Raw genomic sequence first — 20,818 nt, 5'->3', positions numbered from 1 at the left:
CATATGACAAGCTTAACTATCGCAACCACACAATATGGACTCTCGAGCTTACAGTCTGTGGAGCAATTCTGGACAAGGCTCAGCGGCAAAATACGAGAAGCAGCAGAAGCTGGAGCGGAGCTGATTCTATTCCCTGAATACATGACCGCACATTTATTATCGCTTAAAGAAATTCTGACGCATGACGAGGCCTGTGTATACTTAGACAGCATTACCGCAGATTACCTGCATTTCTTCCAACAGCAAAGCAAAGAATGGAACATAGCCATACTCGGAGGAACGCATATTTGCAAAGAAGATCAGGCTTATGTGAATAGAGCGCACTTGTTTTTTCCTGATGGGCGGATGGAGATTCAGGATAAGCTTCAGCTAACGCCAGAGGAGCAGAATATTTGGCCGCTCATACCTGGTGAAGATCTCCATGTTTTTGATACTAAATGGGGACTTGTCTCTATTCTGACCTGCTATGATATTGAATTTCCAGAGCTGGCAAGAGCAGCCGCTGATCGAGGTGTGAAGCTGATTCTCTGCCCTTCTTACACCGATTCTTCCTTTGGTTACCACCGTGTCCGGCATTGTGCACAAGCAAGAGCGATTGAAAACCAGCTTTTTGTCGCTTTAAGTGGAATTGTAGGAGTACTGGCAGAGGGGCGGCCTCAAGTAGATACAGGCTACTCGCAGGCAGGCGTTTTTGCTCCATGCGATCGACCGTTTACAGTAGACGGCATCCTTCAGGTTGGAACACCAAACGAAGATATGACCGTTTTTGCAAATGTAGATTTCGAAGAGCTGCATGAGAATCGCGAGCATGGTGCAGTTGCACCATTTTATGACCGACGTCCAGCGCTCTATGAGCGAGAGTTTCAGAAATTGATCGTTAAGGAACGCTGATGAGTAGATAATTACACAACTAGGGGTACATACATATGAGGTGGATGCAAGGTTATCCGTTTTATTTATTAATGGGATTCGCAGTTTGTTTGCTGCTAAGCATTCTTTCTTATAAATATCGTAAAATACCTGGTAGGCGTTATTATTGGATCATCAGTATGCTGGCGGCTATCACGCTATTAACAACTGTTTTTGAGATCATGGCGATCTCGTTTGGCCCTAAGTTATTCTGGCGGAACGTCCAGTCGGCAGGCCGTTGGAGAAGATCCAGAAGCAGCTGAAGCTGTTAGCTATCCCTATTTTTATCGATGCTTTGTTAATTTACACAGACCAGTATCATCATCTCTTGCGCAGCAGTATTGGCTTAGTGTATGTAAATGGATTAAGTGAAATTACCGTGCATCCTACTTTGTTAAGTATGGCTTTCATTGTCTATAACCAAAGCCTTACGCTGTTTGCAATGTTCATTCTAGCGGTCAATATTCGCAATACACCTAAGCATTACTTTCGTCAGCATTTATTGTTGTTTCTAGCGCTATGTTTGCCGATTATACTGGTTTTCCTCATGCCGCTCATTCATCTCAAGATTCTAGGATTTACGGCAGTAGCCTTCATACCGGTTATGGTCATTATTTATTACATATTGTTTCGTATGGAACTACTTTCGATTTGGCCGATTGCCAAGGATAAAATTTTTACGAACCTCAAGGACGGTATTGTACTTACGGATCGATATGGAATAATTGTCGAAATTAACCCGTCTGCGGAACGGGTTTTGGCGCTTGTAAGTCAGGATTTCCAAACTAAATGGTTGAGTAAAGCGTTAGCTCCAATCCTTCAGAGCTTACCAAAGCTTTTAGACCATTATGATAAACATGAGGAAACTAGCATAGAGCTCACATTGTCTGGAGAAGTTGCGTTAAGCTATAGTGCAGCACTTATCCCAATTGGGGTAAAGGCAGCCCATAGCTCAGGAATGCTGTTTATTTTCACGGATATTAGTGTAAAGAAAAGCTATGAACAAGAATTGATTCATCAAGCTGGAATTGATGAGCTGACCGAAATATACAATCGTCGATTCTTTCTCTGTAAGGTTAGATCGAGGAATTGTAGGCAGAGTCGGCGGGGAGGAGTTTGCCTTATTCCTTACTGACTTCACTGATCAGAAAAGCTTCAACGAAGCAGAAAGATTTCGAAAGCTGGTGCAAGACCAGCTATTCACGGTTTATGAAGATACGCCTATTCCTCTGACTATTAGTATGGGAATTGCCCATTCGAAGAAGCGGGGTATAACTTTTGAAGAATTATATCAGCATGCGGATGAAGCACTGTATTCCTCCAAAAAAGCTGGGAAGAACAAAGTGACCTTGAATGTGCTGACTGAAACTTAAGCTGGATGATGGAGTGGATAAGATGACACTTACGAATAGCCGGAATATAGCTGCCCAGCCTGATCAACGTTTAGCTGTAGTCACTGGTGCAAGTGGCGGTATGGGACGGGCTACCGCTGCATTGCTGGCTAAAGATCATGGAATGAAAGTGTATTTAATCGCACGGAATCAAGAAAAGGGGCAAGCGGCTGTTGATTATGTGAACCAGCAAAGCGGACGTAGGGACGCGGAGTTGGTTATTTGCGATCTAGCTTCATTTGACAGCATTCGCGCGGCTGCGGCTGATCTTGCTGCTCGCTGTGATCATATCGATGTCTTAATTAATAATGCGGGAGTGGTCACCTTGCGACGTGAAGAAACGGAGGATGGTTTTGAACGACAGCTCGGGGTTAACCATCTTGGGCATTTTCTGTTATCAGGACTATTATTACCGTTGCTGCAGAAAAGTGACTCTGCGCGAATCATCGTCGTCTCCTCAGCCGCACATAAAATCGGTAGGATGAATTATAATGATCCGGGCATGACCAAAGGATTTAGGGTTTGGAATGCCTATGGCCGCTCGAAGCTAGCTAATCTTTGGTTTATGAAAGAACTAGCTGGACGTTTGGCTGGAAGCTCTATAACCGTTAATGCCGTGCATCCCGGAGCCGTTGCCACGCAGATTGGCGTAGATCGTAAAACAGGCTTTGGAGCTTTTGTACATAAGCTGCTGCGTCCATTTTTCTTAACTTCAGAACAGGGATCGACGACAGCTATCTATTTAGCGACTTCAACTGAAGCAGAAGGACAAACGGGTCAATATTATTATCGGTTGCAGCCAGCTAAAGCTTCCGAACGCGCTGACTCGGTTGAAGAAGCTCAACGTTTTTGGGTTTGGAGCGAGCAGGCAACAGGATTTCGTTGGGACTTGTGAAGTTTTAGTGGATAGCTTGGTTGTGACTTGTCCCGCATGTTGGGGAAGGTTATAATTTAAGAGTTATCTATAGAGGGGGAAGTTGAATTGACGTATCCAAATGAATTGAACTATAGCATGCCTGCGGAATGGGTTAAACATTCGCGCACTTATATCTCTTGGCCCGTACAGGATTCGATGGTTTACCCAGATGATTATGAAACCGTGAGCGAAGGATACAAACAGATTATCAAAGCTATTGCTGAGTTTGAACCAGTAAGTGTTGTGGTGAATTCTGCGGATTTAGAACGGGTGAAGCTTAAATTTACAGAAGACAACATTGAATTCCTGCCGATTGAGCATAATGATGCTTGGCTCCGTGATAACGGACCGACTTTTATTGTTAATGAACAGGGTGGCATTGCCGGTGTAAACTGGGGCTTTAATGCGTGGGGCGGCAAATATTCACCGTGGGATCTCGATGATCAAGTAGCACCACAAATTCTCGAATTTGCTGGCCTGCAGAAATTCGATGCTCCTTTTGTAATGGAAGGCGGCTCGATTCATGTCGACGGCGAAGGCACACTTTTGACAACGGAAGAGTGTTTGCTCAATCCTAATCGGAATCCCAACCTGACTAAAGCGGATATTGAAGCCTATTTAAAGAAATATTTAAACATCGATAAAGTCATTTGGTTGAAAAATGGTTTGAGCGGCGATGAGACGGATGGCCATGTGGATAATATTGCTTGCTTTGCAGCTCCAGGCAAGGTTATTGTGCAGGTTTGTGATGATCCTGAGGATGACAATTATGCGATTACCCGGGAAATGTTAGAGGTATTGAATAATGCAGTAGACGCCAAGGGTAGAAAGCTTGAGGTTATCCAGATTCAACAGGCTCCCATTGCTGAGTATGATGACAATCGATTAACCTTGAGCTACTTGAACTTTTATTTCGTAAATGACGGGATCATTCTTCCTATCTTCGGTGGGACAGCAGCGGAAACAGATCGTTTAGCAGAAAAAGTGCTTAGCGAGGCTTTTCCAGATCGTCGAATTCGAACAGTAAATGGTATGGCGATTATTCGCGAAGGCGGCAATGTCCATTGCACCACGCAACAGATGCCAGCAACAATATAAAATAAATCAGATACATGATAAAGCGAGGTTATTATGAGAATCGTTAAAGTGGCAGCTACACAAATGAGTTGTTCGAGCAATATTGATGAGAATATAAACAAAGCCGAGAAGCTTGTTAGGGAAGCAGCAGCTCAAGGTGCGCAGATTATCCAGCTGCAGGAGCTGTTCGAGACACCGTATTTCTGCCAAAAGCAAAAATCCGATTATTATGCTTATGCGACCGAGCTAGAACAGAATAAAGCGATCAATCACTTTAAGAAAATTGCTAAAGAGCTCGAGGTTGTCTTACCCATTAGCTTCTATGAGAAGAAGAATAATGCCCGCTATAATTCACTTGCAGTCATTGATGCAGACGGAGAAGTGCTGGGCAAATATCGCAAGAGCCACATTCCAGATGGGCCGGGGTATGAGGAAAAGTTTTATTTTAATCCAGGGGATACGGGCTTTAAAGTATGGAATACGCGCTATGCCAAGATTGGCGTGGGAGTTTGCTGGGATCAATGGTATCCGGAATCGGCACGCTGTATGGCATTAATGGGGGCAGAAATCCTGTTCTATCCTACTGCTATTGGAACAGAGCCTCAGGACAGTACGATTGACTCCAAGGATCATTGGCAGATGTGTATGCTTGGGCATGCGGCATCCAATTTAGTGCCTGTGATCGCCTCCAATCGGATTGGTCTTGAATCAGATGAAGATTCCTCGATTACTTTCTATGGCTCCTCCTTCATTTCAGGTCCAATGGGAAATAAGGTTGCTGAAGCTAGCCGTTCAGAGGAAGAAGTCCTTGTAGCCGAATTTGATTTGGATCAAATTGAGATTATGCGAATCGAATGGGGAATTTTCCGTGATCGCAGACCGGAGCTTTACAAAGCAATAGCTACTTATGACGGTGAATTATCGGTGTGAGATTTAGGAACACGAGCTGCCACTATTTGGTGGAACTCGTGTTTTTTTGTTGAGAAGACTTACTAGTAAGTGATAGAGGTCGATTGAATGGTTAGTATAATAATGTTAGAATAAAGTCAGAATAAAGCTATCTGAAGGGTGAGATAAAATGAATATTAAACCTTCTTCAACAATTAGACAAGACTATAACGGGTTTTCAAAATATTGTCATGAACTCGATGAGCCGGTCACACTTACCCGTAATGGTGAAGCAGATTTGGTAGTGATGAGTCATGAAACTTATCGAAGGATGGAGGCTCGTATCAAGTTACAATCGAAGCTGCTAGTGGCAGATAAACAAATTGCCGAAGGCATTCCATTACTTGAGCATGATCAGGTTATGGCAAGAATGCGGAGGAAAATTGATGCCGCCAAAGAGTAAAATTAAATATACGGCAGTAGCCGTTGATGACATGGATGAGATTTTTTCGGTTATCTCGTTAAATCATCTCTCTTTGGCTGAAGTGATGCTAGAAAAGCTGAATAGCCGGATATCCATGCTTTCAGATTTTCCGAATATGGGGTCAGTATTGTCAGATGAGGAATATAGTCTTGTCGAACGTGGGTATCGTTTTATTGTCGTACAGCCCTATCTTGTATTTTATCGGGTTAATAAGGATCTCATCATAATTTCCCGAATCCTTCATAGCCGCCGAGATTACCTTCGTGATTTATTCACTGCATTGGAATAAGAAAATTAGTACTTAACGTTTTAAATAGAGAGGAACCTTAAATGATATATTTAATCATAGCTGCTGCCATTATTGTCTTAGCGTACCTTGTATTAAACTTCTACCCAGCACTCGGCGGGAAAAAGTCGCAAGAAACTATACGGAGAATCAATGTGTCGAAAAACTTCTCCAATGGCAAGTTCATTAATCAAATTCCAACCCCCATGGATATGAAGCTTAAAGAAACCTTGAAGCTCGTTGGACAGATGATTAAAGGTAATCCATTAAGTAGACCTAAAGGCGGCATTATCGCAGATAGCTTGGACCCAAAATTCGTTAGAGAAAATAGAGCGGATCAAATCACATGGTTTGGCCATTCGGCTCTATTGCTTAGAATAAATGGATTGACGTTGTTATTGGATCCGATGTTTGGAAGATCACCATCGCCCTTTCCGATTTTTGGCCCTAAGCGATATAGTACTAAGCTGCCCATAGAAATTGAAGAGCTGCCGACAATTGATGCTGTGATTTTTTCTCATGATCATTATGATCACTTGGATTACGGCACGATTCGGAAGCTGAAAGCTAAAGTGAAACAATTCATCGTGCCATTAGGAGTCGCAGGACATTTGGTAAGATGGGGTGTAGATCCGCAGATCATTCAAGAGCATGATTGGTGGGACGAGTTTACTTTTAGAGGACTGACTTTAGCTAGTACGCCAGCAAGACATTTTTCTGGACGTGGCTTAGGCGGGAGAGATACTTCATTGTGGTGTTCTTGGGTCATTCTTAGTGAGGATACGAGGATTTTCTTCAGTGGGGATAGTGGGTATGGCCCGCATTTTAAGGAAATTGGCAGCAAGTACGGACCTTTTGATTTAACATTAATGGAATGTGGTCAATATAATGAACGCTGGGCAGGCATTCACATGATGCCGGAGGAAACCGTGCAAGCCCACTTGGATGTGCAAGGGAAGCTAATGATTCCGATTCACTGGGGTGCGTTCTCTTTAGCATTGCATAGCTGGTCAGATCCAGTTGAGCGGGCGGTTAAAGCAGCGAAGCAGCTAGGATCAGCAATAGCGACACCACGAATTGGTGAAACAGTCTCTATTGGGGCAGCGGTTTATCCGAATTCAACATGGTGGGTATAGATCAGGTATAACTAGATAGCTGCAAAATAAAAATCACCCTCGTGGTGGTTTTTTTTGTGGATAAGCTGTTTAACGAAGCGGAAATACGGGTAAGACAGTATCCAAGAGAAAATTATCCAGAGGAGGCAGTATGATGCCGAAAGCTGTTGAAATTGCCAATGATAGACAGGATATTCATGTTATACCTAAAGGAGAACGCTGGATCGTTAAAGAGGTAGGTGAAAGCAAGGCTCTTTTGAATGCCAACACCAAAGCAGAAGCGGTTGAACGAGCTAAGGAATGGGCTTTAGATGCAAATAGAAGTGCTATTATACATCGTAAAGATGGAACTGTGGAAACCTCATACAATTACTCTTAATAGAGCAAGCTACTCTAAAAGCTAACAATTGGAGGAAATTACAATGGCTACAGCTGAAATTCAGAAGCAAACTATGCCCCCGCAGCACCAAAGCAAGCAACCCGGAATCGAAAGTGAAATGAACCCTAAACCAGAATCTAAGAATAACAAGTATAAGGGTAGCGGTAAGCTGCAGGGCAAGGTTGCCATCATTACGGGTGGAGACAGTGGAATTGGTAAAGCAGCAGCGCTTTGTTATTCTGCAGAAGGCGCTGATGTAGTGATAGTCTATTATAATGAGCATAGCGATGCGGAGGAAACCAAACGCTTGATTGAACAAGAGGGCACTAAGTGTCTTTTGGCAGCAGGTGATATTGGCGAGGAAGCATTCTGCAAGGAAGTAGTGGATAGAACAATTGCCCAATTTGGTAAACTCGATATTCTGATAAACAACGCAGCTGAGCAGCACCCTCAAAAAGAAATAACGGACATAACGCAGCAGCAACTCGAGCGTACATTCCGCACCAATATATTCTCGTTCTTTCATTTCACCAAAGCAGCCCTGCCGCATTTGAAAAAAGGAGCGACTATAATTAACACAGCCTCGATTACCGCCTATATGGGCAGTCCAGAGCTGTTGGATTATTCAGCAACTAAAGGTGCAATTGTCGCTTTTACGCGGTCGCTCTCGCTTAATTTGGCTCCAAAAGGCATTCGTGTGAATGGAGTTGCGCCAGGTCCGATTTGGACCCCACTTATTCCATCCACCTTCGATGAGCAGAAAGTAGCTGAATTCGGTGGAGATACTCCGATGATGCGTCCAGGACAGCCAGATGAGCTGGGTCCAGCGTATGTATTCCTTGCTTCGGAAGATTCTTCTTACATGTCAGGGCAGTTTCTGCATATCAATGGTGGCGAGATTGTTAATGGTTAACTTATAACACTCATCCAGTTTCAGGTGAGAAGATGGGGAGCTGCCTTAATAGGGCAAAGCTCAAATATCCATTCTCTTGCCTGAAATTTTTCTGTTCATAAGGGGGATAATAGAGTAGAATTATATTGCGTATACTCAATAAGTTATTGGACTTTAAGGAGAAAATATCATGAGCGATTTAAAAGTACCTGTTTCACCAGAGCCTCCAACAGCCGCATACCTCTTGGAAACGTTATTTAAATCGACACACCATATTCATCGCCATTTTGAAGAGTATCTATCCGCCCAGGGAATTCCAGCTTATTTAACGGGACCTAGGATGCGATTTCTGAAATTTGTTGCGGATGCGGGTAAGATTCGGATGAGTGATTTAGCCGCAAGGGTAGGCATTAAAGCACGTACCGTTACCCAATTCGTCGACGCATTGGAACAAGAGAATGTTCTGGTTCGCATACCCGATCCGGATGACCGTCGCGCTACATTAATTCAAATTACCGAATCCGCCATTCCTCTGATTAGAAAAGCTGGTAATGCAATGAGCGAAGCTGCTGAAAAATTATTGATTTCTTTACCTCCAGAAAGCCGATCTCAGTTGCTCAAGCATCTCTATCAGCTTGCCGAAGTAAAGGGATTGAATGATGATATGAATGAAGATGAGAATGGATAGAGAATCAGAATGCTTCAGCTTTATTTTATCGCATGCAAGGCTTGATCAAAGCCAGTGTAGTAAATAACATCGTGATTTATTGCTGCGGCGGAATGAATTTTGTCAGTGCTGATTTTCCAAGTGAGCTGGCCAGAAGCTGCATCGATAGTATATAAATAATCTTCATTCTGAGTGCCCTCATAAGCGTAACCTGAACCAAAGATAAGCTGATCTTTATCAAATAGAGGAGCAGATAGGACATTGCCCTTGGTGAAAAATTTCCAAATGCTAATACCTGATTTAGCATCAACGGCTTCTACAAAATTTCCATTCGAGTTTCCAACATATATCACTCCATTTACGTAAATAGGTGAGGCTACCCAAGCAGGAGTGGTTAGCTCCCAAAGCTGTTTACCGCTGCTTGCAAGAATCGCATAGAGCTTAAAATTTCTCCCAGCTAGATAAATGACTCCGTCGTGTAAAGCGGGAGTAGATTGAATTGCTTTATGTCTGCCATTAGGTTCAGTTGCAAAGGTCCATTGTTTAACCCCCGTTTTTTTATCTAAGGCATACAAGCTTCCTTCCCAATCACCAAAATAAACCGAGTTATCATCATAGACAGGGGTGCTTTTTACAGCTCCACTGGCTTTATAATGCCAAATTTCAGTTCCGGATAGAGCATTCAGAGCATATACATTGTGATCAGCGCTTCCTATATAGACAGTATCTTTATCGATGGACGCAGAGGAATCGTAATAATCCCATTGATCCTGCTCCCCTTGCTGAACGGTTGTTGCAAAGCTCCATTTGCGCTTTCCTGATGTAGCATTTACAGCATAAACGGTACCAGCATTGCTCTGGAAAATGATTAAATCACCGCTGGACTGTGGATTGGAGCGAATAGAGCTGTCTGCTTCGAAACTCCACTGAGCTTGACCTGAGCTCTCATTTACAGAGTAAAGCTTATGATCATCGCTGCCAAAGATAAGGCTATCATTATAAACGAGTGGGGTGGAACTAATTCGGCCATCTGTTTGGAACTTCCATATTTCTTGATGAGTGGCAGGTATTTTTGTTTTGCCTGAGTAGAAGTTTAAATAGTCTTCAAAATGGCTGGACCAATAAGAAGTCGCATGTCCTCCTGGGCTGGTATGCCACTCTGCGGGAATTTGCTTGGCTTTAAGCAGGTTATAAAGCTTCTCATCCACCACAGCTAGCCCATCAGATTCACCTGCATCTAGATAAACCTGAACAGAGCCTAAGCTCCTAGTATCAGCAAGCCGAAAAGGATCCCTTAGATTTCGCAGAGCTTCGGTTGGGTATAGCCAGTCTCGTTGGCCCGCGTACTCATCATTAACCGAATAATCCCAGATAGATGCACTATGCCCACCGATTTTGCTGAACAGCTCTGGATGAGAAAAGCCGAGAAAAAGTGCGGCGTAACCTCCCATAGAGAAGCCACCGATGTATCTGCTTTCTTTTGCAGGGGCAGTGCTGTAATGGGAATCAACATAAGGAATGAGCTCTTTTATAAGGTAATCCTCATAGCTGCCTTCGTCGACACTACCTGGATTTACACCTTGTCCCGGTTTAGTGTTGACCCCAAAGCTATTCCCATAATCAGGGGAAACAATGATCAGCGGGTTGATGGATCCGGCTTTAATTAGACGATCTGTGACTTGATCTAAGCCCATCGAACCGAAGATATAATTACGGGTTCCGCCATACCCATACATCGAATAGAGCACAGGATACTGCTTTCCTGCATCATACCCAGGTGGGAGATAAACATTAAAGCTGATTTTTCGCTGTAAGGCTTCACTGGCAATCTCGATGTCATCTATTTTTGAATTCAAATTTGCTATAGATGCGGAAGCGGTGATGATTAATTCAGGAGCTAGCTTTCCTGAGGTGGGCATTGGAGTTGCCAAGGGTAGCAGGTCAGTTTGTTTAGCCTCGCAGCCTGTTAGTATGACTAAGGTAAATACGATAAGTAAAGATAACAACTTGAGCATGAGAGTTTCCTCCTTCGACATAGAGAAAGTATAACGGATTATATTTATAAAAAATCAGGACAGGACATATTTGTCCTCGACAATATTACCAATTTCTAGTAACGTGAATAGTGTTACTAAGAGGAGGAATAGGGTCATAATGATTAAATTCGGTGACTTATTAAATGAACTGCTACAGCTTAGAGACTGGTCGGCAGCAAAGCTGGCAAAAGCATTAAATATAGATTCTTCCTATGTCCGTAGATGGATTAGAGGGGAAAGAACGCCTGGGCTTAATTCCAACTATATAAGGCAAATTGTCGATGTTTTAAACGATGGATTGGACAAGGAATATAAAAAAACTACCAAAACGGCTTTCGTTCTTGGAGCAGAAAGTTTCTCGCAAGCTCGGATACCGCAGAACCCTTTCATATAAGATTAGAGCATGCGTTTCATGAATCGCAGATCTATTCGTTAACTCTGGATCCTGATTTGCGTAAGACCCACAAGCCATCAGATCGACCTACCCATGTGGTTGATTTGTTGGAGCATGCGCACCGTTCATCACCAAGTGAGATTATTACTAAACCTGGGAGCATAGAGGGTTTTATTAATAAGCAAATCCCCAAAGCAATTCAAGGTAGAGAGGCGGTGCTCTCGGCTGCTATATCGATGATTAAGACGGCAATTAATGAGAGTGTGATCAAGGGTAAATGTGAGATTTTACTTACACTGCAGAGTGAGCGAGAGCATTTTGACGGATATCCCAAGCTATATAGCTATTGGCAGGATACGATCATTCAGGCTCTGGACTCAGGCTGGAATATTAAGCAGCTGTGCAAATTAAATAAGAACGTCGGCAGATCGCTTAAACTGGTCAATCAGATTATGGACTGGACGAATTACCCTGGCACCTACAGCCTGTATTATTTTAATAAATATGGGATTCTCAATCCGCCTTTTGAAATCATTTTAGTGGAAGGTAAGTGTGCTTTGTTATGCTTTGCTGCAGAGAATCCTAGTGAAATAGATTCAGCGATATACATAGATGATATTGGGTCCGTGCAAGTGATTGAGAAGTTTACGAAGATGATGCTCTTGGAAGTGGAGCCACTGGTTAGAACGCTTGAATTGGAGGAGTATTTTGAGTTGAATGCGGCGAAGGATCATAAGTCAGGTAATCATTTACTGGTCTATCAGGATCTTAATTTTATAACAGTACCTTATCCTTTGATGGAGAAATATATAAAAATCACCATTCCTGATCAGGATGAACGTAAGATTCATCTGAAACGAATTGCAGATTGTCTGCAGAGCTTTAATCGAGATATTATCAAGCATAAAATGTGTCATATCTACCCGATGAGAGCATTTGAGCATCTAATTATGACAGGTGAGCATGTGAAAAACTCTTATTTTAGGCCTACGCCTGTCGACATTAAGCTGCATCTGGAACATTTAATTGGGTTGCTGAAAAGGCATAAAGGGTTTGAGGTTGCTTTAGTGAGTGATAATCAGTATGAGTTGCTTAACCAAGCTGAGTGGGAGATTAAAGGGGACCATACAATAACCATCGGGGTTACGGCCAAAAATGCTGGAAATAATAATGTGGCATTATTAACGATAACAGAGGGCACTATACTCGCTGCTTTCCAAGAAAGCTTCTGGGATCTTTGGGAAAGAATCATTCCGATTCATCGTGATAAGGCTTTTGTCATCTCTTGGCTGGAAGAGCGGATGATGTCGATCTGATTCAAAATGGCCCAAAGTGGTTATATAAGAGATATAACAACTCGAAGGAGATGATTCAAATGGAAAATTCAACAAAAAGCAGTGGTCTTTTGCTAGGTACCCTAATCGGTGGCGCTATCGGAGCAGCTTCGGCGTTTCTTTTGGCTCCTAAGTCAGGTGCGAAATTACGCGAGGATATAGCAAATAAGTACCATGTCATTAATGACAGAATGCAGCAAATGGCAACAAACGTTGGAGATAAAACACAGGATATCGCAAATAGCGTGAGTGAACAGTCCACTAAGCTTACAGATAAAGTAAGCGAGATCAGAGGCAATGTTACGGACAAAGCCATTGATGTTAAGGATAAGTTTACAGAAAAAACCAACGAGGTTAAAAACAATGTAGTTAACGCTTGGCAAGATAGCAAAGCAGAGGTTAAACGCGAGGCGGATAGTCATCGCCAGCCGTTTAGCAGCTAGGAAATGAGTTATATAGAATGAAAATAAGGCTGTCGCTCAAGTAGATTAACTACTTAAGCGACAGCCTTTTTAAAGATAATGCATTAAATTAATTTACGAATTCTGCAAATTGCAGCAATCTTTTTAGCATTACGACTGCTTGAGCGCGGCTTGCATTTGCTGTTGGAACGAAAGTTGTAGCCGTCATACCGGAGATGATTTTCGCATCTACAGATTGTGCTACAGCTACTTGTGCCCAGCTGCCAATGGAAGCTTTGTCTGTGAACTTAGCCAAAGCATCGCTTGATGAGGCAGCTGGTTTTTTACCTGCTGCGCTAATCGCTCTTGCTACCATAACCGCCATTTCCTGACGCGTAATGGTATTGTTAGGCTTGAAGCTCTTATCTTCAAAGCCGCTTACTAGCTTAGCTTTAGCAGCTGCGCCAACAGCGCCTGCGAACCAATCGCCTGCTTTAACGTCTTTGAATGATGCTGCTGAAGCGGCATCAGCCGTTAAACCTAATGAGCGAACCAACAAAGCTGCGAATTCGGCTCTTGTAATGCTGCTATCTGGAGCAAAGGTAGTATCTGTTGCACCTTTTACAACCAATTTAGAAGCCAAAAGTTCGATATCCGTTTTTGCCCAATGCTTGTTAATATCTGTGAACGTTTTAGTGGAAGAAAGCGCTGTGTAGATACTGTTTCCGTTACGTTTGAATGTAACCTTGGTAGTGCCGTCTGCTAGTTTCTCAAACAAGGCTGGTACGAAGGAGAATTCGCCAGTAATCGGATCATACAACACTACAGTTGCATGAGTATCATCAACTGGAATCGTCAATACAATGTTACGATCTACATAAGTGGTACCGAAATTGTTAAGCTCGATTGTTTTCCCGTTACCAGTTGCTGTAATCGAGAATTCAATTGCAGTTCCTAGCTGGGAGGTAGTGATACCTGTAGCATCGGATTTGATCTTAGCATTAACATCATTAGCTACGGTTGAGATATTAACTTGAATGCTAATTTTATCGCCTGTAGTACCAAGGCTTTGTGCTAGTGCAGCAAAGTCAATAATGCTAAGCGGTAAAGAATACTCACCATCATTGGTTTGTAAGGAAACGATAGTGTTAGGTGAATTTAATGCAGCTGCAGCTAATACAGATGATGAAAGATTAAATACGACTGCTTCACCTTTAGCATTATTGAAGGTAAGCGTAACGATTGGATCATCGCCATGGTTATCTTGCTTGAATGCTTTATCAAGTGCGGTTGCAAGTGCTGTATCGTCTTGAGTAACCGTTGTGGTTACTTTTCCGTTTGCATCCGTAACTGATTTTACTACGTTCTTGCTTGTATCCACAGCCACTGGTGTTGCTAGTGAATTAGGAGGAGTAACCGGGTTGCCATTTGGTGTTGCTGTAGGTGTTGGTGTTGGTGTTGGTGTTGGTGTTGGTGTAGCTCCATCGATAGGTGGTGTATCACATGAAGTAACACATGGGATAACGGTTGATATCGTGTATAGAGCAGTTGCTATTGCTGAATTGTTCATATCCGTTTTAATCGCAATGGCCTTTATCGTTTGGGTGGTTGTTACACTAATAGCACCTGTAAAAAGGGCAGATTGGACTGTCGGTGTACTTCCGTCTATCGTATACCTGATGGTAGCGCCAGCAGTTGCTGTCGTAATTGTAATTGACTGAGCTGTAGAATAAGTTCCAGCAGCAGGACTGAATACTGGCGTAATAACTGTTGATGGTAGTGTTGGCGTAGTGACATTAAATGTCGTCGTAGCAACTTGGTTAGCTTGTCCAGCAACAACCGTATAAGCGCCGCCTGTCTCCGTACTTGACAAGGTAAAGCTACTTGAAAAATGCCCATCAGTAACAGGGGTTATGTCGTAATAGGCGGTACTATTTCCAGGGCGAAGCACTTTAATAATGACTTCATTAAAAGTAGAATCACCGGAAATTAGTACAGAACCGCCCGGTGGGGTATCTGCAATAGTCTTTAAAGTTATCGCAGAGCTGCTGCTAGCAAAAGCAGCAACAGGTACGAGTGACAAACACAGCGCTAAAATCAGCATTAAACTTAACTTGCGTAATTTCACTTTGACATTCCTCGCTTTCATTTCAACTTAATATTCATAAAATATAAACTCAATTCATTTCCTTATTTAACTTCTAACCTATATCATTTTCATAATCATAATCATTCTGTACTTGATCCAATTCATTTTGTGTTTTTATAGTCGCTAGATTTAATCCAACATTTGCGGGGTCACTGCTGTATTTACTTACAATAAAAACATTAACAGTATAGTTCGGGTTAGCAGCATCTGCAACATTAAAGTTAGCTTTATAAGTCGCATCGGCTAGAAAGGAATCTAATGATACTATACTTACTGGGGTCGTTCCATTCATTAATTGGAATATAATCGTTGCATTACGATTGCTACCGTCGTATTCGAAGCCATCGTATATTTCAAGTGGATCATAAATATTCTTAACATTTACAGAGGCAGTGATACCACTTGTTCTAGTTAATGCTGGGGCTGTCATAATGTATGTTTCATTTGGTAGTATTGAAGTTCCTTCAGCATACGCATAATAATATTCTCCTGCATTAATATACAATTCATAATAGACGCCGTGTTTAAAGACTCCGGGATTAACTGTCAATTTCCCCGCTGAAATAGAATACTCATCTGCATTTAATATGCGATATGCACCACTATAATTGGTTTCTTCGTAGATAGTGACATTTTGAAAATTGTCCTTCCATACTTGGTTGTCTTCAAATGTAAATTCACTCGGTGCATTGCTATAGAAGTTACCTGTAATATCGGGAGTATTCTTCGTATTCACAGTTTCTTCAATAGGTGAGGTCTGAACATTACCATCTAAATCTTGTATTGCATTCGCTTCTATAATAAATTTAAGATTGTCATTTTTTGCAGTTTTAAAGAATACCGTAACTAATCTGCCATTTACCACTACAATATCATCAGTGGATAAGCGTTCAAAATTTGTACCATCTGTAGAAATGGTTATCTTATCATGTAAAGAAGATATGCCTTCTACTAAGGGGGCATACAAAGAAGTATTAAACCTAATATTCAACCATTGATTATTGTGAACTAAATACGCATCTTGTGTATATGGCTCGTTCGTATTCGAGAGACATGTTGGGTCAGATACGATATCTGTTGCATTTACATTACCATGGACATCTTTCACGCTATTAGCTTGAATCGTAACCTTGTATTTATTAGAAGTTAAAGATGTTGGAAACTGAATGACCAAATATTTACCAAAATGGTTTATCGTAGCGTTAGTCAAAGAAACTGGATTCCAACCACTGTCGACTAAATCAACATTATTAGGAAAAGAAGAGACAGAAATTGCAGCTTTCAAGGTATCTTCAGTCGCAGTGTTATTGTACATATCTTCATCAAACACAAGGACCAAGTCATGATTTGTATTGGAAAAAAACGAGCTATTCACTCTTGGTGCGGATTGATCCGTTGTGACCTTTAATGTTTGAGTCACAATGTTATCCCATAGTGGCATATTTTTAATGTTTTTAAGAGCATAGTTATCAACATAGATTACAATCGAATTTCCATTAAGTCCTGCAGCGAAATGAACAGTAAGTTTATTGTCTGAGACGGTAACAGTATCATTGGCACCCAACGATCTTAGGTCGTAGTTACCATTTTCTGAGTAGGAAATATACTCTTTTAAGTCTCCAACATTTGAAAACACATTCTCATTAAATGTCAAAACCGCATCTTTACCATTATCACTAAGAGCAGCAGATTGGTACGTAGGACCTATAGCGGATATTATAGTTGCATCATGCTGTACATGACCATAATCATCTACAAAGACATCTCCAGCAATTTTTATAACGGCTTTAGTGAAATCAAATTGATATTGATCTATATATAAATATATCGAATCTCCTCTTTCGTCTACTACCCAATATCCACTTGGATTAAGCGGATAAAAATGTTCACCATCTGTACTGTAACTAAGCTTATTTTTTAATTCTTGTAATGATACATTGAAGTGCGTAACTTTATCGAAATGAAGATTTATATCATAATAGTTAACACTATCAATACCTACAAAATTAGGAGCGTTTAAATCATTCGCAGTAATCAAACTGCTAACTTCAGAACTACCCGATAACACAACTAAATTAGCATCATTTTGAGTGCTCTTTAGGCCGTCTTTAACTATTTTAATTCTATTAGTTGAGCCTGTTAGCGCTGTAGCAAAAGTTATGGTTAGGGTATTATCCAAAAGTGCAACTGTATCTCCACCGACTAATGGATTGAAGTTAACGTCATCCGTTGATAATTGGATTGCATCCTTCAAATTCGGTAAATTGCTGGCTGAAGTATCACTATTGAGATATAATTCCAGTACTTTATTATCAGTTGGGCTCAAATCATATTCGTCGTCTATTAGTTCTCGGTTGAAATCACCACTGAAGTAGCTTGTCTGAGTGAAACAAACATTGTTCGAATCTTTTACAGCATTTGCAGCAATTTGTATACTATTCCAATTCTGAATCGCATCTACCAAGGTGATGACTAACGTTCCATCTAACGACATTATTGCAGTATTATTGGAATTGTCTTCTAAAAGTGGGACATCCCCATCGTCGTTTCTATCAATCATAATTTTTCCTGCTAAGGTTCCAGGGTTCACTGCAAATGCATAGACATTATACTCCACGGTGATCGTGTGTCTATCGCCGTATACGGTTGCTGTTGCAGAGGTAATTGTACCACCACCGGCAGCATGCCCCACACCAGGTGAAACCGTAATTACTGTTGCGATTACTAGTAAAACCGCCAACATTTGTGAAACGAATCTCATTAAACGGGTCTTGCCATTTGTACTTTTTGTCAACATGTTCATCTCTCACTCCTATAATTTGTTTTGGTCGAACAATGTCAGAATTGCTCACATTATGCGACATTCATCTCACTACTATATGCCTATTTGGAAAAAAAAAATATCCCCCAAATGGGGGATAAGGACTACTTTATAGTAAATTTTGTTCCTTAGCTGCCTGTACAGCTTGCACACGATTGTTTACTTCAAGCTTTTTATATATCTTTTTAATGTGTGATTTTACTGTTTCCGCTGTTATAAAGACTTGCTCTGCAATTTGTTTATTCGACAAACCTTGCTCTATTTGTTTGAGAATCCGCGATTCTTGTTCAGTGAGCTTTAATTTGCTAGTCGCTAGCTCAGGTAAATCGCCTTTGTAAGCACGAAGCAATTGTTTAATATAAGGCAGATAGTCGACAGGTGCTTTTTTCGGGATAAGATTAGGTGTGTTTATTAGTAGATATAGCATTGCAGCTAATGTAGGACCCCTGTCTATGAAACTACGAATGTAACCTTGCGGCTCGGCTAAACGCAGTGCTTCTAATAGAAAAACAAAAGCTTCGTTGGTTTTACCTAGTTCATAGAGAATCACGCTTTGTGAGATTCGAACTTTGATTTTATTGCGAATTCTGCCTTCTCTATTGGCGAACTGGTACATTCGCTCTAGGAGCTCCAAGGCCTCGCTCGTTTGTCCCGTATGAGCTAGGACTTCTGCAAAAACATGATATTCCTTGAAAGGATAAGAGGTAATAGGATCTTTATAATCAAAGTCACTTTTTTCTAACCAAGCAGAAGCTGACGCACTAGGATCCTGCTGTAAAACTAACTGGAGCTGGAATGCCTCAATTCTCAGCAGAAAGGCAGCTTGCTCAGAAGATTGAATCTGCTGTTTGATTTGCTCTAGAAGCTGATTGGCTCTTTCTGGATGTCCTTGTGCTTGTTCAATTTTCGCTAGAACCGTTGTGCAAGCAATTAAAAGCCGAGCGTAGGGCTGAATATCCTTGCGCATTAGCGTACGCTCTGCAATTTCTTTGGCCTCATCGAGACGATTCCACTCATAGAGCAGATCACTTTGCGAGGTTAGAAAATAACCGATTGCAGGATAATGCTGCTTCATTCCCCATGCTTGAACTCTATTGTTAATGTAAGAGTCAGCAACGTGCAAATCATTAACCAAGAGCAATACATCATCGTGGTCTGTACCGCCATAAGAATTGCCGCCAATCATTTGAAAGGAATTTCCTTCAGGCATAAGCGAATCGTACATTTCAAAATAGTGCAGTGAGCGAACATGATCTTTTTGATCAGAAGCTGTTATTGCGCCGAAAAAATATAAAGTCCCCCCAAGTTGATTCCATTCGGGTTCACTTAGGTAATCTTTTATCGCGAGAATGCGTAATTCAGCTTGTTTGGTTCGCTCTAAAGCCATGCTCCATTCTCCAACACCAATAAGCGCGCCAATGTAATAAATATCAATCATCGGTTTTCCGATTATGGTTTCATCAGGTAGTGCAGTGAGCCAGCGATGCAATACATTCCACTTAGAATGATGCGTCTGAGGCAGAAGCAGCTCAATTAATCGGATGGCTTCCGTATATTGCTTAGCGGCCAGAAAATGATCAACCGCAGCTTCTTGGAATCCATTGCTTTCTAGCCAGTGAGCTGCGTTCATATGGGCTTCTAACCATTGGTCATGATACTTCTGCTCTAGTGTATGCTGTAAGAATTCAGAGAATAATTGATGATACCGATACCAAACCCGATTGTCATCTAGCGGAACAATTAATAAATTCAATTTTTCTAAGCTTTCTAATTTGTCCTGACAGTTTTTTTGCTGGGTAACAGCCTCGCAGAGAGAATGATTCATTTCGCTCAACACAGAGGTTTTCAGTAAAAAATCCCGCATTTCCACAGATTGCTGTTGAAAAACCTCTTCAATTAGGTAATTAGAGATATCACGGTGTTTTCCGCTAAATTGACGAATAAACTGAGCTTGATTTTTAGTTTTTTCCATAGAAAGTGCAGCCAGCTGTAAACCGTTAATCCAGCCTTCGGAACGATCCACAAGCTGGCTGATTTCTTTTTTGGATAAATTCAATTCCGATCTCAGCTTGAAAAAATGAGTGCTGTCAGCTAATTGAAACCGTAAATCTTGAACGTTTATTTGATGGAGTTCTTTTTTGGCGAATAATCGGGTAGCTGGAAAGCTAGGCTTAGAACGGCTGGAGATATAAATATGGATCAAAGGTGGTAGATTTTCTAATAGCATGGTAATGGAATCATTAATTAAGTCATGGTCCACGAAATGGAAATCGTCGAGAATAATTACCCAATTCTCCTCTAAGGCTTGAAGCTCGTGGAGAAGAGATGTGGTAAAAACCTCGATCGATTTGGTTGAGAAATTTAGAAGAATAGGCCAAAGGTTTACGGCAAAGTCTGGTTTTATTAATTCAAACCCTGTCAGCACATAACTCCAAAAAGGAATAAAATCATTGTCATGCTTGTCCAAGGAAAGCCAGACGATTCTCGCCTTGGATTGTTTAGCCCACTCACTTAAAATAGTTGTTTTGCCATAGCCTGCTTGTGCCGTAACAAGTGTCAATTTTCGGGTTAAACCTATATTCAAATTATCAAGCAAAGAGGAGCGTTTGATAATCGAAGGATGTACACGAGGGATAAGAAGCTTGTTGTTGAGTAGCATAAATTTGTCACCTGACCCCA

General features: G+C 41.5%; 20 protein-coding genes. 16 read left to right on the top strand and 4 right to left on the bottom strand.

Annotation, left to right across the window (positions count from 1 at the left end):
• Positions 1-3: 3 nt before the first annotated feature.
• The 13 genes from EHS13_RS34760 to EHS13_RS34700 all read left to right on the top strand — a co-directional run bounded on the left by EHS13_RS34760 (position 4) and on the right by EHS13_RS34700 (position 9,025).
• Entirely contained in the window at positions 4-891 is an 888-nt protein-coding gene (locus EHS13_RS34760; RefSeq protein ID WP_155704801.1) for a carbon-nitrogen hydrolase family protein, read from the top strand.
• Positions 892-926: 35 nt separating this feature from the next.
• Entirely contained in the window at positions 927-1,172 is a 246-nt protein-coding gene (locus tag EHS13_RS34755; RefSeq protein ID WP_155704800.1) for a hypothetical protein, read from the top strand.
• On the top strand, positions 1,148-2,044 hold the full coding sequence (locus EHS13_RS34750; RefSeq protein WP_162463403.1) for a histidine kinase N-terminal 7TM domain-containing protein: 897 nt from the start codon (positions 1,148-1,150) through the stop codon (positions 2,042-2,044). The genes EHS13_RS34755 and EHS13_RS34750 overlap by 25 nt, the downstream gene beginning before the upstream one ends.
• Positions 1,962-2,282: a GGDEF domain-containing protein gene (locus tag EHS13_RS34745; RefSeq protein ID WP_155704798.1), complete on the top strand. Its 321-nt coding sequence runs from the start codon at positions 1,962-1,964 to the stop codon at positions 2,280-2,282. Before EHS13_RS34750 ends, EHS13_RS34745 begins: the two co-directional genes overlap by 83 nt.
• A gap of 22 nt (positions 2,283-2,304) precedes the next feature.
• Positions 2,305-3,195, top strand: a complete 891-nt coding sequence (locus EHS13_RS34740; protein ID WP_155704797.1) for an SDR family oxidoreductase — start codon at positions 2,305-2,307, stop codon at positions 3,193-3,195.
• 117 nt (positions 3,196-3,312) lie between these two features.
• Positions 3,313-4,314: an agmatine deiminase family protein gene (locus EHS13_RS34735; RefSeq protein ID WP_155705631.1), complete on the top strand. Its 1,002-nt coding sequence runs from the start codon at positions 3,313-3,315 to the stop codon at positions 4,312-4,314.
• Between the two features lie 33 nt (positions 4,315-4,347).
• Complete coding sequence (aguB, locus tag EHS13_RS34730) at positions 4,348-5,223, top strand: N-carbamoylputrescine amidase (protein WP_155704796.1); 876 nt, start codon at positions 4,348-4,350, stop codon at positions 5,221-5,223.
• 148 nt (positions 5,224-5,371) lie between these two features.
• Positions 5,372-5,644, top strand: coding sequence for a type II toxin-antitoxin system Phd/YefM family antitoxin (locus EHS13_RS34725; RefSeq protein WP_155704795.1), 273 nt, complete (start codon positions 5,372-5,374; stop codon positions 5,642-5,644).
• On the top strand, positions 5,628-5,954 hold the full coding sequence (locus EHS13_RS34720; RefSeq protein WP_155704794.1) for a type II toxin-antitoxin system RelE/ParE family toxin: 327 nt from the start codon (positions 5,628-5,630) through the stop codon (positions 5,952-5,954). The genes EHS13_RS34725 and EHS13_RS34720 overlap by 17 nt, the downstream gene beginning before the upstream one ends.
• Before the next feature lie 203 nt (positions 5,955-6,157).
• Positions 6,158-7,087, top strand: a complete 930-nt coding sequence (locus EHS13_RS34715) for an MBL fold metallo-hydrolase (RefSeq protein ID WP_227014091.1) — start codon at positions 6,158-6,160, stop codon at positions 7,085-7,087.
• Positions 7,088-7,217: 130 nt separating this feature from the next.
• Entirely contained in the window at positions 7,218-7,445 is a 228-nt protein-coding gene (locus tag EHS13_RS34710; RefSeq protein WP_155704792.1) for a DUF2188 domain-containing protein, read from the top strand.
• A gap of 43 nt (positions 7,446-7,488) precedes the next feature.
• The gene (locus EHS13_RS34705) at positions 7,489-8,358 is read left to right on the top strand and encodes an SDR family oxidoreductase (protein WP_155704791.1); all 870 of its coding nucleotides are present in this window, start codon (positions 7,489-7,491) and stop codon (positions 8,356-8,358) included.
• Positions 8,359-8,527: 169 nt separating this feature from the next.
• Positions 8,528-9,025: a MarR family winged helix-turn-helix transcriptional regulator gene (locus EHS13_RS34700; protein ID WP_155704790.1), complete on the top strand. Its 498-nt coding sequence runs from the start codon at positions 8,528-8,530 to the stop codon at positions 9,023-9,025.
• Between the two features lie 20 nt (positions 9,026-9,045).
• Here EHS13_RS34700 and EHS13_RS34695 read toward each other — a convergent pair whose 3' ends face one another.
• Complete coding sequence (locus tag EHS13_RS34695) at positions 9,046-11,019, bottom strand: outer membrane protein assembly factor BamB family protein (RefSeq protein WP_162463402.1); 1,974 nt, start codon at positions 11,017-11,019, stop codon at positions 9,046-9,048.
• A 139-nt stretch (positions 11,020-11,158) separates the two neighbouring features.
• Between EHS13_RS34695 and EHS13_RS34690 the strand changes: the two genes are divergently transcribed.
• Genes EHS13_RS34690 through EHS13_RS34680 form a run of 3 tightly spaced genes read left to right on the top strand, consistent with a single transcriptional unit; the run spans position 11,159 to position 13,211 of the window.
• Positions 11,159-11,434 (top strand): helix-turn-helix domain-containing protein, encoded by a 276-nt coding sequence (locus tag EHS13_RS34690; protein WP_155704788.1) that lies wholly within the window; start codon positions 11,159-11,161, stop codon positions 11,432-11,434.
• A gap of 56 nt (positions 11,435-11,490) precedes the next feature.
• On the top strand, positions 11,491-12,750 hold the full coding sequence (locus EHS13_RS34685) for a hypothetical protein (RefSeq protein ID WP_155704787.1): 1,260 nt from the start codon (positions 11,491-11,493) through the stop codon (positions 12,748-12,750).
• A 59-nt stretch (positions 12,751-12,809) separates the two neighbouring features.
• Positions 12,810-13,211, top strand: coding sequence for a YtxH domain-containing protein (locus EHS13_RS34680; protein WP_162463401.1), 402 nt, complete (start codon positions 12,810-12,812; stop codon positions 13,209-13,211).
• Positions 13,212-13,299: 88 nt separating this feature from the next.
• On the opposite strand, the gene EHS13_RS34675 is transcribed toward EHS13_RS34680, so the two are convergent.
• The 3 genes from EHS13_RS34675 to EHS13_RS34665 form a co-directional block, all read right to left on the bottom strand.
• Entirely contained in the window at positions 13,300-15,297 is a 1,998-nt protein-coding gene (locus tag EHS13_RS34675; RefSeq protein ID WP_162463400.1) for an S-layer homology domain-containing protein, read from the bottom strand.
• Between the two features lie 73 nt (positions 15,298-15,370).
• On the bottom strand, positions 15,371-18,121 hold the full coding sequence (locus EHS13_RS34670; protein WP_155704784.1) for a hemoblobin-interacting domain-containing protein: 2,751 nt from the start codon (positions 18,119-18,121) through the stop codon (positions 15,371-15,373).
• A gap of 127 nt (positions 18,122-18,248) precedes the next feature.
• Entirely contained in the window at positions 18,249-20,798 is a 2,550-nt protein-coding gene (locus EHS13_RS34665) for a winged helix-turn-helix domain-containing protein (protein ID WP_155704783.1), read from the bottom strand.
• Positions 20,799-20,818: the final 20 nt, after the last annotated feature.

It is taken from the genome of Paenibacillus psychroresistens, assembly GCF_009728935.1.
Classification (GTDB): Bacteria; Bacillota; Bacilli; order Paenibacillales; family NBRC-103111; genus Paenibacillus_AC; species Paenibacillus_AC psychroresistens.
Note: the sequence above shows the minus strand (reverse complement) of the source record. Positions and strands in the feature narration are given on the sequence as shown.